The organism is Corallococcus sp. Z5C101001, assembly GCF_007352635.1.
Taxonomy (GTDB): domain Bacteria; phylum Myxococcota; class Myxococcia; order Myxococcales; family Myxococcaceae; genus Corallococcus; species Corallococcus silvisoli.
Genome location: NZ_VKLU01000001.1, coordinates 985,578 through 1,000,924, shown reverse-complemented (window position 1 = coordinate 1,000,924; position 15,347 = coordinate 985,578). Strand labels below are relative to the sequence as shown.

General features: G+C 69.9%; 12 protein-coding genes. 4 read left to right on the top strand and 8 right to left on the bottom strand.

What is annotated here, in order from left to right; genetic code table 11:
• Positions 1-214: 214 nt before the first annotated feature.
• Positions 215-754 carry a hypothetical protein gene (locus FOF48_RS04115; protein ID WP_143898799.1) on the bottom strand — a complete coding sequence of 180 codons (540 nt, stop codon included), beginning with the start codon at positions 752-754 and terminating at the stop codon, positions 215-217.
• 225 nt (positions 755-979) lie between these two features.
• Between FOF48_RS04115 and FOF48_RS04110 the strand changes: the two genes are divergently transcribed.
• Complete coding sequence (locus FOF48_RS04110; RefSeq protein ID WP_143898798.1) at positions 980-3,454, top strand: WD40 repeat domain-containing protein; 2,475 nt, start codon at positions 980-982, stop codon at positions 3,452-3,454.
• Between the two features lie 96 nt (positions 3,455-3,550).
• Here FOF48_RS04110 and FOF48_RS04105 read toward each other — a convergent pair whose 3' ends face one another.
• Together FOF48_RS04105 and FOF48_RS04100 are read right to left on the bottom strand one after the other, a co-directional pair.
• Entirely contained in the window at positions 3,551-4,525 is a 975-nt protein-coding gene (locus FOF48_RS04105; RefSeq protein WP_143898797.1) for an NAD(P)-dependent oxidoreductase, read from the bottom strand.
• A 31-nt stretch (positions 4,526-4,556) separates the two neighbouring features.
• Positions 4,557-5,549 (bottom strand): GlxA family transcriptional regulator, encoded by a 993-nt coding sequence (locus tag FOF48_RS04100; protein WP_255441864.1) that lies wholly within the window; start codon positions 5,547-5,549, stop codon positions 4,557-4,559.
• 135 nt (positions 5,550-5,684) lie between these two features.
• Here FOF48_RS04100 and FOF48_RS04095 point away from each other — a divergent pair, with 135 nt between their 5' ends.
• Both FOF48_RS04095 and FOF48_RS04085 read left to right on the top strand, forming a co-directional pair.
• Positions 5,685-6,506 carry a dienelactone hydrolase family protein gene (locus FOF48_RS04095; protein ID WP_143898795.1) on the top strand — a complete coding sequence of 274 codons (822 nt, stop codon included), beginning with the start codon at positions 5,685-5,687 and terminating at the stop codon, positions 6,504-6,506.
• A gap of 454 nt (positions 6,507-6,960) precedes the next feature.
• Positions 6,961-7,869, top strand: coding sequence for a LysR family transcriptional regulator (locus tag FOF48_RS04085; protein ID WP_143898794.1), 909 nt, complete (start codon positions 6,961-6,963; stop codon positions 7,867-7,869).
• A gap of 33 nt (positions 7,870-7,902) precedes the next feature.
• Here the strand turns inward: FOF48_RS04085 and FOF48_RS04080 are convergent, their stop codons facing one another.
• The 3 genes from FOF48_RS04080 to FOF48_RS04070 form a co-directional block, all read right to left on the bottom strand.
• Positions 7,903-8,892 (bottom strand): aldo/keto reductase, encoded by a 990-nt coding sequence (locus tag FOF48_RS04080; RefSeq protein ID WP_143898793.1) that lies wholly within the window; start codon positions 8,890-8,892, stop codon positions 7,903-7,905.
• Positions 8,893-8,947: 55 nt separating this feature from the next.
• Entirely contained in the window at positions 8,948-9,997 is a 1,050-nt protein-coding gene (locus FOF48_RS04075) for an NAD(P)-dependent alcohol dehydrogenase (RefSeq protein WP_143898792.1), read from the bottom strand.
• A gap of 168 nt (positions 9,998-10,165) precedes the next feature.
• Positions 10,166-10,528, bottom strand: a complete 363-nt coding sequence (locus FOF48_RS04070; RefSeq protein ID WP_255441863.1) for a DoxX family protein — start codon at positions 10,526-10,528, stop codon at positions 10,166-10,168.
• 198 nt (positions 10,529-10,726) lie between these two features.
• Here FOF48_RS04070 and FOF48_RS04065 point away from each other — a divergent pair, with 198 nt between their 5' ends.
• The gene (locus FOF48_RS04065) at positions 10,727-11,110 is read left to right on the top strand and encodes a helix-turn-helix domain-containing protein (protein ID WP_143898790.1); all 384 of its coding nucleotides are present in this window, start codon (positions 10,727-10,729) and stop codon (positions 11,108-11,110) included.
• Positions 11,111-11,226: 116 nt separating this feature from the next.
• Here the strand turns inward: FOF48_RS04065 and FOF48_RS04060 are convergent, their stop codons facing one another.
• Together FOF48_RS04060 and FOF48_RS04055 are read right to left on the bottom strand one after the other, a co-directional pair.
• On the bottom strand, positions 11,227-13,077 hold the full coding sequence (locus FOF48_RS04060) for a bifunctional UDP-sugar hydrolase/5'-nucleotidase (RefSeq protein ID WP_143898789.1): 1,851 nt from the start codon (positions 13,075-13,077) through the stop codon (positions 11,227-11,229).
• Between the two features lie 95 nt (positions 13,078-13,172).
• A complete protein-coding gene (locus tag FOF48_RS04055) occupies positions 13,173-15,314 on the bottom strand; it encodes a M28 family peptidase (protein ID WP_143898788.1) in 2,142 nt (713 codons plus the stop codon).
• Positions 15,315-15,347 lie beyond the last annotated feature (33 nt).

The window sequence follows — 15,347 nt, the reverse complement described above, 5'->3', positions numbered from 1 at the left end:
CATGTCCTTCTGCGCGAGAGTTCACGTCGGAGGGAGCGCTTGCGCGCCAGAGTCACGTCCCACCCTGTGTACTCCACCGCCGTGCCGGCAGTCAGGTCTTCCGCACGCTCTGTGCGATGACCAGCAGCGTCACACCCCGGCCCCGGAGGTCTCGCGGCGGGCTCGCGAGGGAGGAGCGTCACGGGGGCTCTGGACGCTCCTCCGGATGACACACCTATCTGCGTCGAGCGGTGCCTTCCAGGTACGTCCGGAACTCGGCTCCGGGCGGGGCGATCTCGAATTTGACGTTGAGCGTGCCGTCCGCGTTCAGCCGATACGAGAGCCGGAAGCGGGGGCCGCCGCGGCCTTCGTCGGTGACGAACTCGGCGCTCGCGGGTGAGGCCTCCGCGTGGGCCGCGTACTGCAGGACATGCCCCTCGTTGTCGAAGTAGCTCGCGCGGACCGCGTCGGGCGTCGCCAGATAGAGGACCATCAAGTCCTCATGGATTCCAGCGGGCGTCGAGGACTCGTTCCGGCGGACCAGCACCTGCCCCTGCACATCGGGTTGGAACGTGAAGGTCCCCGCCGACGCGCCGGGCGTACCGCCGCCCGCCGCATCCCAGGTGCCCAGGAGGAAAGCGAAGGGCTTCAAGGCCCCGGCCAGCTCGACCACCTTGGCCGGCGCGGCGTGAGCCTCCACCGGGCGCTGCGTGCCCGTGGTGGCACAGCCTGAGAGCGAGAGGAGGACCGAAGCGCCCACGACGAAGGTTCGCAACCTCGTGATGTTCATGAGGTGACCTGAGCGTCGAGCCGGGGAGTGGATGTCATCGCCAGAAAATAGCGGAGGCGCGTCCCGAGCCCAAGTGTGAGCCGCCGCCCCGATTGCGTGCTCACTCCCGGGCGACGGCCGGCTGTTCCCAGCTCGGTCACGGGCATCTTCGAGCCACCGGCGCACGCTGGGTGCGAGTACCCTCCAGGCCTCCCCTCCCCCGGCGCCACCATGTCCCCTGACTCCCCGTCCCTCGCGTCACTCACCGACCTGCCCACCCTCGAACGGCTGCTGAAGGCCGGGGGCGTGGACGCGCTCATGGCCGCCCTGGATGACGGACTCGCGCGGACGCCCGCGGAGGCCCGTGTGTCCACGGCAGGAGGTCCCATCGTGGGCCCGCGGACGCTGCGCTTCCTCCGGAGCGCCGTCGCGCTCGACGCGGACTTCCTGCGCGAGCATCCAGAGGCGCTGTTTCAATGTCTCTACAACCGCCTGCGCTGGTTCGACGCGCCAGACGTCGCGTCGCACTACCCTCCGGAAGCGCGAGGCGCCTGGACCCATCCAGAGGCACACCTGTTCCAACTGGCGAAGCTCTGGCGCGGGCAGCGGGATGCCGCTGGGGGCGGGCCCTGGCTGGAGTCGCTGCTGCCGCTGCGTGGCGAGCTGGACTCCACGGATCAAGTCCTCCCTCACGGCGCCATCGTGCTCTGCGCAAACTTCAGCCCGTCGGGGACGATGCTGGCGACGGGGTCATGGGAGGACGAGCGGAACGTGAGCGTCTGGGACCTCGCCACGGGCCAGCGCCTGCGGGTGATGGCGGGTCATGAGGCGGAGGTGCGCAGCGTCGCGTGGAGCCCGGACAGCACCCGGCTGGCGTCGGGCTCCCGCGACCATGAAGCGCGCATCTGGGACGTGCGCACGGGCGCGCTCCTGCACGCGCTGACCCGGCAAGAGGGGCAGGTGACGTCGGTGGCGTTCAGTCCCGACGGGAGGTGGCTCGCCGCCGCGAACCTCGGGTGGGTGGTGCGCCTGGTCGACGTCGAATCCGGCCAGGAGGTGCGCACGCTGGAGGGCCACCAGCAGTCCGTGCTGTGCGTGGCCTTCCATCCCTCTGGGCGGTGGCTCGCCTCGGGCGCCTCGGACAACACGGTTCGCGTCTGGGACACCGAGACGGGCACGGTCGTGGCGGTCCTCCCCTCCCAGATGCCCGTCGAGTCCATCGCCTTCAGCCCCGACGGGCGGTGGCTCGCGATGAGCACCGACAACGGCATCGCGCGGGCCGAGACCCGCGACTGGAAGCTGACGCCCGGGTCGAGCGGGCACGTTGTCTACTCCAGCGTGGCGTGGCTCGACGACACCCGCCTGGGGGCGCTCACGTTCAACCGCGTGGAGGTGCTGGACGCGCGCACAGGAGAGATCCTGCTGACGCGCCCGTACCCCCACAACTGGCGCCAGCGAAGCGTGGCCTTCCACCCCAACGGGAGGCGCTATGCCCTCACGGCCTCGGACGGACGGGTGCGCGTCAACGACCTGGATGCGGAGGTCCCGCCCACGCTGCTCGCCGAGGGGGATGGCGTCCTGGCGCTGTGGGGCCCCTCGGAGGGGAGCATGGCCATCGCACGGCGGCTCCAGTCGTCGCTCGCCATCGACGCCCAGGGCCACGCGCGCGCGTTTCCCAACGACCCCGCCGAGGCGGGACACCATCCATGGGGAGTCTCGCCCGGAGGCGAGCGGGCGGCGTACTCCATCCGGCTCGCGGGCGAGTCACCCCTCCACGCGGGCGTCCAGGTGATGGACCTGCGAACGCTCGCGCCGGAGCGCGTGCTCGCGGCACCGCCGGGCCCGCCCGAAGGGCCGGATGTCCTCCTCTCCGAGCAGCCCATCGCCTTCTCCCCCGACGGCCAGCTCCTGGCCGGACCCGTGGAGCCGGACACGGTGCGGCTGTGGCGCGCAACCGACGGGGCCTTGCTGCACGCATTTCACGGCCCCGGGGGAACGGCCGACGTGGTGGCCTTCACTCCGGACGGCGCGCACCTGGTGACGTGCTACCCGGAAGACTCCCGCTTGCAGGTGCATGACGTCATGAGCGGAGAGCGGATCGTCGACACCGACGCGCTCATGGATCCCCAGCCGTCCTGGGCCACCGCGGAGCGGGCACCCCGTCTCGCGGTGGGTCAGGCCTCGGGGGCGGTGGAGCTGTTCGACCTGACTGGAGGTTCGTCGAGCGTCATCGAGACCTCGGAGGAGCCCGTCGGCCTGGGGCTCTCCGCGGATGGAACCCTCCTGGCGGTCTGCGGCATGGATCGCGTCGTGCGCCTCTACGACGCGCGCACCGGGGTGCTCCTGCACGCGTGGCCCCACCCAGCGCTGGCCTTCGCGGTCGCCCTGGGCGAGGGCGTCGCCATCACCCAAGCCAATGACCAGATCACCCGATTCTTCGACCTGGAGACGGGCGCCCTTCGCGGGGAGGTCGAGGGAGCGGTGGCGCCCGAGGAGGCCCTGCGCCGGCCGCTCTGGGAGGCGCTGGGAGACGGCCCCGTGGCGTTCCACCAGAGGCGGGACATCACGCCGCTGGTGCACTTCCACGACGCGATGGAGGAGGTGGTCATCCTGCGCGATGGGCTGGTGGTGGCGCGCGGGCGTACGGAGAAGGACTTCCTCTACGTCCTGAAGCTCCGCGGCCAGGTGAACACGTCATCCCGTTGAGCCGCGTCGACGGACAAGGCGAACGCCGCGCCTGTCGCGGCGGCGGCCCCCGCTGCCCAGCGGACGCCGGGCCCACATGCCCCCGGAGCGGTCCGCTCAGACAGGTGTCGCAGGCTCCGCGTGGTACCCCTTCGAACCGACGATTCGCGAGAGCTCGCTGCGGTGACTCCGCGAGAGCAGCAGCTCCTGCAGCACGCTCCGGAAGTCCCACCGGGGCCGCCATCCCAGCTGCGTCCGCGCGAGCTCATTGACGTACACGCGCTCGATGGTGGGAAACATGGCCCAGCCGCGCTGCTGATACAGCGCCTCGAACTCGGGCGCGTACCGGCGCACGACCGCGGGCGCGTCGGTGCGCAGGAGCGCCAGGTCGTCACGGGTGAAGGGCGTGGTCGCGCTGATGATGTAGCGGCCAAAGCCAATCGACCGCGCCTTGGTCATCGCGAGCAGGTGCGCGTCGACGACGTCTTCGATCTCGACTCGGCGATAGAGGAACTCGTTGACCTTCGCGTTGGTGTCCTCGTAGGCGCTGCGCATCGCCGCGTCGTCGTCCCCCTCGGGAAAGAAGCGGGAGGTGCGCAGCACGATGCATGGCAGGCCCGCGTCGCGGTGGGTCAGCTCGCACAGGTCCTCCGCGGCGACCTTGGTGACGCCGTAGATGTTCTTCGGCACCGGCACCACCGCCTCGGTGATCCACGCGGCGGGCTCGCCTTCGGGTGGCACGAGCGCACGACCGAAGGTGCTGGTGGTGCTGGTGAAGACGAAGGCGCCCACGCGCGCCGCCACCGCCTCCTCGAGCAGGTTCAGCGTCCCGGTCAGGTTGGTGTCGAGGAAGGCCTGGCGCGAGTGCGTCGCGACATGGGGCTTGTGCAGGGTCGCCGCATGAAGCACCGCCTCGACGCCGTCCATGCAGTCGCGCACGAAGGCGCGGTCGACGAGGGTGCCGACGCGCTGGGTGAACGGGGAAGGAAGCCGGTCGACACCGATGGCGTCATGTCCCTGGCGAAGCAGCGTACGCATCAGCGCCTCGCCCAGGTGGCCAGCACTGCCAGTCACGAGGACTCTCTTCTTCATGCGTTCATCGTCGCGTTCACCCCGAGGGCCGTCAACGTGACCGCTCCGCGCCGCCGCCGTCCCCACGGGCCCTCCGGGTGACTTCACCGGCTCGCGACCGGAGGCTGCCCGTCCGCTTCGCTCGGGGCGCCTCTCCGGTTTCACGACGGAAGACGCGCCGGAACGCCGCTGCGTCCGCGTAGCCCACACGCGCCGCGATGCTCTCCACGGAGTCGCGGGTCGTCTCGAGCAGGTGCACCGCGCGGGAGATCCGAAGCCGTTGCGCGAAGCGATGGGGCGTCGTGCCGAGCGCATCCTCGACCCTCCGCGCCAGGGTGCGGGGCGAGGTGGCCGTGGCGCGAGCCATCTGCTGAATCGACACCTGCCGCTCGATGTTCGCCAGCACGAACGCCTCCAGTTCCCGGACCGACGGGTCCGAGCTGCGAAGGTGCTCCGTCACCATGTAGCGTGACTGCGAGGTGCGCTCGTCGAGCACCAGGTAGCGCGCCACCAGGTGCGCCAGCGCTGGGCTCGCCGTGCGCGCCACGATGGCGAGCATCAGGTCCGCGTGCGCGAACGCGGAGCCCGCGGTGAGCACGCTCCCCGCGTCCACGACCATCCTGTCCGCGCGCAGCGTCACCCCCGCGAAGCGTCGCGCGAAGGCACCGCTGAGCCACCACGTGGTCGTTGCCTGTCGACCGTCCAGAGCACCGGAGGCCGCCAGCACGAACGTCGCCGAGCACGATGCCGCCAGCACGACGCGCTTCCTGGCCGCGCGCGTGAGGAACTCCACTCCGCGCGAGATGTCGGGCCGCTGGAGGAGCCCGGCGACCTGGGACTCGGTGGCCGCCCCGAGCCCCGGCAGCGCCAGCACGTCTCCCTCCCGGAGCCCGCGCGCCGACAGCGCACCATCGACGGGCAACGTGCGCCCAGCGCCCGTGCGAACCGGCCTGCCATCCACCGACACCACGCACTGGCGCAAGGCCCGCTCGGGCACGGGTGCCATGACGAGCCCCGAGCGCAGGAGACGTGCGGCGGTGCTCATGACATCCAGGCCGACGCCCAGTGGGCCATCCGCGACTCCGTCGAAAACCAGGTGCGTCACCATGTGGCGATATTAGACCGAAGGTTGTCATTCCTGCCACTTGGCCCCGACCGGGTTCTCGCTCATCGTCGGCGCATGACTCTCTCGAACGAAACCACGGCCGACGATCCGCTCGATGACTTCGAGCGTCGCGACATCACCCTGCAGGACCAGCAGAAGGCGGTCCATGTCACCGGCAGCGGCCCCGCCGTCATCGTGCTGGCCGAGATGCCCGGCATCAGCCCACACGTCGCGCGCTTCGCGCGTTGGGTGAGGGACGCGGGCTTCACGGTCTACATGCCTTCGCTCTTCGGCCGCGACGGCGCCTACCCACTCGCGGGGGAGGGGCGCGCGGTCCTGCAGCGCGCTTGCGTGAGCGCGGAGTTTCGGGCGTTCGCGGCGAATGGGTCGAGCCCCGTGACCCAGTGGCTGCGCGCGCTCGCGAGCCTCGCGCATCAGGAGTGTGGGGGGCCGGGGGTCGGCGCGATCGGGATGTGCTTCACGGGGAACTTCGCGCTCACCCTGATGCTGGAGCGCGCGATGCTCGCGCCCGTCCTCTGCCAGCCGTCGTTGCCGCTGAACGACCCCGGCGCGATCCAGCTCTCGCAGGATGAGGCGTCCGCGGTGCGGGAGCGGCTGGAGCGCGATGACCTGACGGTGCTCGCCTATCGGTTCGAGGGGGACCGCTTCTGTACGGCCCAGCGGTTCCAGGCCTACGCGGCCGCGCTCGGAGACCGGTTCGTCCCGAGGGTGCTCCCGTCGTCCGCGGCGAACCCGACCCCGCCTCCATTCTTCGCGGAGGTCATCGGGAGCCCGCACAGCGTCGTGACAGCACACCTCATCGACGCCGCGGGAGAGCCCACCCTGGCGGCGCGCGATGAGATCCTCGCGTTCTTCGCACGCAGGCTGCGAGCATGAGGGCGCGCGGGGCCGGGGAACGCGGCGTCGAACCGGCTCATAGGCGCCAACCCCATGACGGGCATGGGCACCTCACGGGTCTGACGCGGGAGCGGCTCGCGGGGGGACTCAGGGCTGCGCGCCGTACTGCGCGTCAGTGACCTTCTCCATCCACTCGACGACCATGCCGTCGCTCGCCTCCTGGATGGCCAGGTGGGTCATGGCGGTGGTGGGCGAGGCACCGTGCCAGTGCTTCTGACCCGGCGGAATCCACAGGCGATTGAGAGTGGCGTGCGCCCACCTCCCGCATGGAAGTCCACGCTGGACCCCAGGCCGACTGGACAGCCCGAGGCGGATGGGCTCTTAAGCAATGATTGAAAATCGAGCGCGGCACCCTCGGGGCCGGACTGGCCCCTGGGTGAGTCCGCGCGCGGGGTCGGGCGAGGTTTCCCGAAGCCTCACAGGAGCTATCGCGATGAAGCCGGCCCTCCTCCCCCAGCTGCAGGTGTTCCTCGTGGTGGCGCGTCAGCGCAGCTTCAGCGGCGCGGCGCGCGAGCTGGGCGTCTCCACGGCCGCCGTGAGTCAGTCCGTGCGGCAGCTCGAGAAACACCTGCGCGTGGTGCTGCTCGCCCGCACGACGCGCAGCGTTTCACTGACGGACGCCGGGAGGCGGCTGGTGGAAGGCGCGGGGCCGGCGCTGGCGCAGGCGACCGCGACCCTCACCGAGGTCTCGGCCCAACCGGGCGAGGCCGTGGGCCGGCTGCGGCTGTCGCTGCCTCGGGCGGCGGTGCCCTTCATCATCGACCCGGTGCTGCCGACCTTTCGCGCGCGTCACCCACGTGTGGAGGTCGAGGTGTCGCTCGAAGACCGCCTCGTGGACATCGTCGCGGGGGGCTTTGACGCGGGCGTCCGGCTGAGCGAGACCATCGAGCGCGACATGGTGCAGGTCCGGCTCACGGATCCGTTTCGCTTCGTGGTGGTGGGCACGCCCGAATACCTGGCGCGGCACGGGACACCGCAGCGCCCCGAGGACCTGCTGCACCACGAGTGCATCACCTTCCGCTCCCCGACCACCGGGACGCTCTATGCCTGGGAGCTGGAGCGGGGGCGGAGGACCTGGCGCGTGCCGGTCCGCGGCGGCGTCGTCACCAACGATGGCCTGATGTGCTCCTCGATGGCGAAGCTGGGCCTGGGGCTGGCGTACGCGTTCGAACCCAGGGTGATGGAGGAGCTGAACAGCGGGCAACTGGTGCGGGTGCTCGAACCCTACGCGCCCACGGTTCCTGGCTACTTCCTCTACTTCCCCAGCCGCGCGCAACGCTCCGGGCCGCTGCGCCTCTTCATCGAGGCGGCCAGGGAGCTGGCCCTTCGCGGCGTGAAGTGACCCGCGAGGTGCCAGGGCCGCGGAGACGTGCCCTCAGAGACCGGTCCTGCGCTCCAGGTGCTCCGGGTAGCGCGCGCCATGCACGGCGATGCTCGAAGCCGCGGTCTCGATTTCGCGCAGCTCGTCGGCGGACAGGTCGATGCCCGCCGCGCCGTTGTTCTCCTCCAGCCGACTCAGCTTCGTCGTGCCCGGAATGGGGACGATCCACGGCTTCTGCGCGAGGAGCCACGCGAGCGCGACCTGCGCCGCCGTCGCCTTCTTGCGCGCCGCGACCTTGCCCAACAACTCGACCAGGGCTTGATTCGCCCCAAGGGCCTCCGGCGTGAAGCGCGGGAGGATGTTCCGGAAGTCACCCTTGTCGAACCGGGTCTGGGCATCCATCTTGCCCGTCAGGAATCCCTTCCCCAGCGGACTGAACGGGACGAACCCGATCCCAAGCTCCTCGCAGGTGGGCAGCACCTCCGCCTCCGGGTTTCGCGTCCACAGCGAGTATTCGCTCTGGATGGCGGCGACCGGCTGCACCGCGTGCGCGCGACGGAGGGTCTTCGCCCCCGCCTCCGAGAGGCCGAAGTGCTTCACCTTGCCCTCACGGATGAGGTCCTGCACGGCCCCGGCGACATCCTCGATGGGCACGGCCGGGTCCACGCGGTGTTGGTAGAAGAGGTCGATGGCCTCCACCTTGAGCCGCTTGAGCGCTGCCTCGGCGACCTGCTTGATGTGCTCGGGCCTGCTGTCAGTGCCCACCTGCTGCCCGTTCGCATCGAACTTGAACCCGAACTTCGTCGCGATGGCCACCTGGGCACGGAAGGGCGCGACGGCATCGCCCACGAGCTCCTCGTTGGTGAACGGGCCGTACGCCTCGGCCGTGTCGAAGAACGTGACGCCCTGCTCGAAAGCCGCGCGGATGAGCGAGATTCCCTGCTGCCGGTCCATCGGCGGGCCGTAGCCAAAGCTCATCCCCATGCAGCCGAACCCGAGGGCCGAGACCTCCAGGCCGCTCTTTCCCAACATGCGTTTCTTCATCGCATCTTCTCCTGAGTGGGCTCCCGAAACATCGGGAGCGATTCGGGCTGGTCTGTCAGCCTTTCAAGCTCGCCATGTCGATGACGAAGCGGTAGCGGACGTCACTCTTGAGCACCCGCTCGTAGGCCTCGTTGATCTTCTGGATGGGGATGACCTCGATGTCCGAGGCAATGCCATGCCTGGCGCAGTGGTCGAGCATCTCCTGCGTCTCGGCGATGCCGCCGATGATCGAGCCCAGGAGCCGCTTGCCCCCGAGGATGAGCGAGAACGGATGGAGCGGCGACGCGGTCGCCGGCGCTCCGACGATGGCCATCGTGCCCCGAGGGCGGAGCAACCCGAGATAGGCGTTGTAGTCATGTGGCGCGGAGACGGTGTCGATCAACAGGTCCAGCTGACCCGCCAGCCGTCGGAAGGACTCCGCGTCCTTCGTCACCACGAAGTCGGTGGCGCCGAGCCGGCGGGCGTCGGCTTCCTTGCCGCTGGACGTGCTCAGGACCGTCACCTGGGCCCCCATGGATGCCGCCAGCTTCACCGCCATGTGGCCCAGCCCGCCGAGTCCAACCACTCCCACGCGGTCGCCCGGCTTGCAGCCACTCTGGCGCAGGGGCGAGTACGTGGTGATGCCGGCACACAGCAGGGGGGCGGCGGCCGCGGGGTCCATGCCCGCGGGGATGCGCAGGGCGAAACGTTCGTCCACCACGAGCTGGCTGGAATAGCCGCCATAGGTGGGGGTCTTCCGGTCCATCTCGGTGCCGTTGTAGGTGGGCGCATTGCCCTCCTGGCAGAACTGCTCCAGGTCCTCCTTGCAGGGGCTGCACGTCCGGCACGAATCGACCATGCAGCCCACGCCCGCGATGTCACCGACCTTGAACTTGGTGACTCCGCTCCCAAGTCGCGCGACCCGCCCCACGACTTCGTGCCCCGGGACCATGGGGAAGACGCCGCCCGACCACTCGTCGCGCGCCTGATGGATGTCGGAGTGGCAGACGCCACAGAACAGGACGTCGAGGACGACGTCGTGAAGGCCCGGCTCGCGCCGCTCGATGACCATGGGCGCGAGCGGAGTCCCCGCCGCGGCAGCTCCCCAAGCTTGAATCTTCTGCATCTCTCTGCTCCTGGATGAAGGGAGGGTTTCTCCGGTCAGGTGGAGAGAGATACGGTCTTCGTTCGCGCAAGACTAGGCGCCGGGGATCGGATGGGCTTTGAAGCCGTGCTTGATAATGGAGCGTCCCGGCCCGGCGGGCGGACAGGCCCTTCAAGGGACTCCCGCGCCTCACGCACGCGGCGGGATGGGCCACTTCGAGCGCCGTCCCCAGACGACGAAGAGCGCGAGGAACACGAGGAAGAAGTTGAAGGGCGTATTCGCCGCTTCACCGCGTGACAGGTGAAAGACGATGGCGCTCACCTGAAGGAGCGCGCACCCCAGCGCCGCGAGCCAGGTCAGGCCTGGCTGGATGCGCGTCAGCGCGGGCAGCACGAGCCCGACTCCGCCCAGGAGATCGATCACGCCCGTCGCGAGGAAGAAGGCCGCGGGGACCTGTCCAGCCCAGGGGATCAGCTCGGCGATCCTGGGGATGGGGGTGAGGAGCTTCCACAGCCCCGTGCCGGCGAAGGTGACGGCCAGGAGCGCCTGCACGACCCATAGGCCGACATGAAGGGCCTTCGATGGCTGCGCGTTGGATGTGATTGGAGCGGCCGCGTCGTTCATCGCGTTCCTCGGGGTTCCGGGTGGTTACTTTCGTGTGCCTGGTCACTGAAGGTGACCGAGGGGTTATCTTGCGTACCGCGCGACGCCTGACAAGGAGGCACATTGAAGTCACTAGGGAACGGAAAGATGACCAAGCGCATCGCCGACGACTGCGTCGCCACGCGCGAGGTCCTGAACCGCGTCGGCGACAAGTGGAGCGTGCTGGTGATCGTCAACCTGGGGGACGGCACCCTGCGCTTCAGCGACCTGAAGCGCGCCATCGAGGGCATCTCCCAGCGCATGTTGACGCTCACGCTGCGGAGCCTCGAGCGGGACGGGCTGGTGAGGCGCACCGTCCTCCCGACGACTCCACCGCGCGTCGACTACGACCTCACCCGGCTCGGGCGGACGCTGCTCGAACCCGTGACCGGCCTCGCGGTCTGGGCCCAGCGCCACAGTCCCGACGTCCAGCGGGCCCGCGACACCTTCGACCGGGCCGCGCGGGAGACGCCCCGCGCGGGCGGCGGCTGAGCCCCGAAGAACCGGGGCGCTGTCACGCGACGGCGCTTCACGAGCGCCCCACCCTTCGCCGGGGTCCGGGCGCGCACGAACCTCGAGCGCCCGGACCCATGGAAGTCCGCCCGCTGCTACTCCGGCTGCACGCACTTCGCCGCGCCGAGCGTGGACGCGAAGTAGTGCGTGTAGAGGTCGGGGGCGAGCGAGAAGTTGCAGGTGTTCACCGCGTCCGGCGACAGGCCCTGGTGCGTCTGGAGATAGCGCGCGACGTAGTCACGCACGCCGTCCGCCGAGGTCCACAGCACACGGCCCTCCCGGAACATGCTGTACCCACCGCCACCGCCTCCGCGGTAGTTGTTGACGGCGATCCGGAAGACCTGGTCGTCCCGGACGTCCTGGCCCTGGAAGCGCAGGTGCGTGAGCCGCGAGCCCGCGGGCTTCGTCAGGTCGTACCCGTAGTCGATGCGCGAGTAGAGGTCCCAGTTGTAGTCCGCGACGACGGGCGAGGTGGCCTTCGCGCCCTCGGGCTTCGCGGGCAGGTTGTTCGCGTCGAGCGTGGCGAAGTAGAGCGTGTTCATCTCCAACGCACGCCGGAGGATGGAGCCGTTGATCTCCATCACATACAGCGTGTTGTCGTAGATGTAGATGCTGTAGGCGTCGCGAAGGGTGACGTCCCCCGCCGGCAGCGCGCCATCGTTGGTGAAGAGGGCGGTCGCGGACAGGTCCACGGCATGACCGGCCTCCAGCGCGGCCTCCTCCTGCACGATGTTCAGCAGGTCCGCCAGGGGGCTGTCCACGTAGCGCCCGGCGAAGCCGCCGGGGAACGCCGCGGTGGTGGTGCCAATCTTCTGGTTCACATAGGTGACCGTGGTGTCGTGGTAGGCCTGGGTCAGCCCCGCGACCGTGGCATCCACCGCCACGCTGTCGTCCACCGCATGGAGCCGGGCGTCGTGGGTGTCCACACCCCAGCGCTCGCCGCTCCAGGTGACGCGGAGCTGGACGTCGGCCAGATGGCTGCCCCAGCGGTTGGGCTGGGTGAGCAGTACCTCGTGGCCGTCCTGGTTCTTCAGCAGCATCTTCGGGATGGGTTGGTGGGTGTGGCCGGTGAGGAGCACGTCCACGCCGGCCACCTCCTGGGCAATCTGAACGGCCTCGTTCTCACCCGGGAGGTTGCCCCGGTCCGTCCACTTCGTGGCGTCCGCGTAGTCGGCGAGCCACGACTCGGGGCTGCTCGCGCTGCCGACCGGCTGCTTGTCCGGACCGCTGTGGATGGCCACCACCACCACGTCCGCGCCGGCCTGCTTCATCTTCGGCACGTAGGCCTTCGCGGTCTCCAGGGGGTCATCGATCCGCAGGCCCGCGATGTTCTCCGCGCGCTCCCACGTCGACACGCCGGGCGTCACCAGACCGAGGATGCCGACCTTCACATCGCACACCGTCGTGAGCACATACGGCGTGAAGGCCTCGGAGCCGTCCGCGCGCTTGCGCACGTTGGCGCCCAGGAGGGGGAAGTTCGCCTCGCTCTTGAACTTGTTGAGGACGTCCAGGCCGTAGTTGAACTCATGGTTGCCCAGGGCCATGGCGACATAGCCCAGCTCATTCATGGCGGCGGCCATGGGGTGCTTGGGCGCGTTGTCCACGAGGGCATAGTAGGTGCCGAGCGGCGTGCCCTGGATGGTGTCACCCGTGTCCACGAGCAGCGTGCAGTCCGGATTCTTCTCACGCTCTTGCTTGACGAGCGTGGCCACCTTGGCGACGCCGCGCTTCGCGTCTGGCTTTCCGGTGAAGTAGTCCCACGGGAAGATGTTGGTGTGCAGGTCGCTCGTCTGGAGCAGCGTCAGCGTGCGCGGCGAGGTGTCCCGTGGGGGCGGTGGCACCGGCGGATCCTCGCTGGAATCACCACAGGCGGTCAGCAGCGAGCAGGAGCCCACGAGGAACAGGGAGGCGGTGCGCAGCGCACGCGCCAGGACAGGGAGACGCATCAATCAACCTCAACGAAGTGGAATGCCGGGAGGGAATACCCAGCCGGCGGACCCTAACGTCTCCCTTTCCATCCCAGACATGAATTCACCTTCTCTCAGCGAATCCGCGTCATGACGCCGCCCTGCTCCAACAATCCAAAGAGCTCCACGAGTGCATCCACAGGAAAGACATGGCCGTACTCGGCATAGGCCGCGTCGCGGATGTCCGCCACGGAGCGCTTGCCGTCGGCGTAGCTCGCGAGGGCATCCGGCAGTTGGTAGAAGCGCAGCTCCCCCTCCCCACGCTCCCGCAGGGCCGTCTCCGCGGCGGTGATGGCGGCCTGCACGGCGGCCACCCGGGGCTGCTGCTCGGGGGCCGCCTTGCGCGCCAGCTCGTCGAACGAAGCAAGCTCCTGGCCCTTCACGCGGCGCGGGACGAAGGTCCGGGCCTGGCGTTCGGCCGCGCTGGGAGAAGCCTCTCGCAGGGATGCGCCGCGAGCCTTGCCGTCCACCTCCAGGCGTCCCAGTGCCTGCGCCTCCGCGCTCTCCAGTGCCTTGGCCATGGCCTGCACGGGGGCGGCGGGCGCGCCCAGGGACAGACAGGAGCGCAGGGCCTCGCGCTCGCGCTGATAGGCGATGCGCACCGCGGCGCGGGTGAGCCGGTAGGTCTCCGGCAGCTCCGCCACCGGGACCGAGGTCAGATCGCGGCGGGCCCTGAACTCGTCCTCCGCCACGCGCCGCACGCCGTGCAGCGCCACCAGACGTGCCAGCTCCAGGGCGCCCGCGCCTTCCGCCCAGGCGGCGACGGTAATGGAGGCCAGACCCGCGAAGGCGGCGCGGTGCAGTTGGGTGGGGTCCACGTTCTCCGGCCGGTCGCCGCTGGTGTGGTAGCCATCGTCGGGCCAGGTGGAGAAGGCCACGCCGGGGATGCCGTGGTCGTTGAAGAGCTGGTGATCCGAGCCGCGGCCGTAGCGCTCCATGTGCGCGTCCATGGGGTCCTGTGACCCGGTGACCGAGCCGATGCGGAAGTCCTTCCGCGGCGGATACACCACGCTGTTGAAGCGGTTCATGAAGGCCAGCGTGGATTCGGAGACGGCGTTCACGAAGCTGCCGTTCCAGTCCGGGGTGTAGGACACCTGGAAGCGCGAGTGGGCGCGGGTCAGGCTCGCGCCGAGCATGTCGAAGTTGAACTGGGCCACCCGCCGCACCGGCTCCTCACCGTGGAGGGAGAACCATTCGCGGGTGCCCTCGAACTCCGGCAGCCAGAGCACGCGCAGGGTGCGCACCGGCGGCGGGAGCACGCCCCGGCGGATGAGCGTGGTGTAGGTGCGCACCAGCTCCAACAGGGTGGCCGACCCCGAGGCGTTGTCATCCGCCCCGGGCTTGTAGTGGTCCAGGTGGGCAGTGAGGACGAGCTCCTCCCCGGCGCGGGTGCCAGGAATGACGCCGCTGACGATGCTCAGGTGTCCCGTGTCGGTCTGCGTGGCGATGCTCACGTCCACCTTCACCGGGCCCGCCCGAAGCTGGGCGAGCAGCTCGCGCCCCTGCCGGTCGGAGATCATGAACAGGAAGGGCGCTGGCACGCCCGGCGTCGACAGCGACCGTGGGACGAGGCCCCAGCCCACCTGATCCGGAAAGTCGCCGTCCATGCGGTGTGACAGGTTCCAGGGCGGCGTCGAGTAGGACGACACCACCCCCACCGCGCCGCGCTTCACCACGGCGTTGCGCAGGGCGGCGACGGGGGGGCCCCGGGTGAGAGCCACCTTCCCCTTCAGGTCCTTGCCCGCGTACTCCGCCTCCTGGGTGCCCGTGCCCACGTCGACCAGCTCCACGTCCGCGCCCTCGAAGGCTCCGCTGCCCGCCGCCAGGGACATGGGCAGGTCGGCGTACGACGTCACGCGGTACCGGTGGGCGCCGGCCACCCACAGCTCGCCGCGGGTGGCGCGCCACTGGGGACCGTCCTTCATGGGCTCCAGGCGCACGTCCTGGAGTCCGGCGGCCTCCGCGGCGGTCTTCGTCCACGCGGCGGCTTCGGTGTAGCCGGACTGGGTGTCCCGCGCGATCAATGCGAGCCGCTGCACGCCGTCATGGATGCGGTCGCCGGAGCTCTCCTGGATGAGCGCGCGCACCGCGTCGTCCCGCAGCACCAGACCGGTGGTGGGCGACACGGGCCCCAGCGGGGACGTGGGCGGCTGCGCGGCGGCGCTGAGCGTGATGAGAAGGACAAGGGAGGCGAACGGATGCGGGCAGGTGCGCATGAGGTCCCTCCTCAGTACGAGCGCCAGCGGATG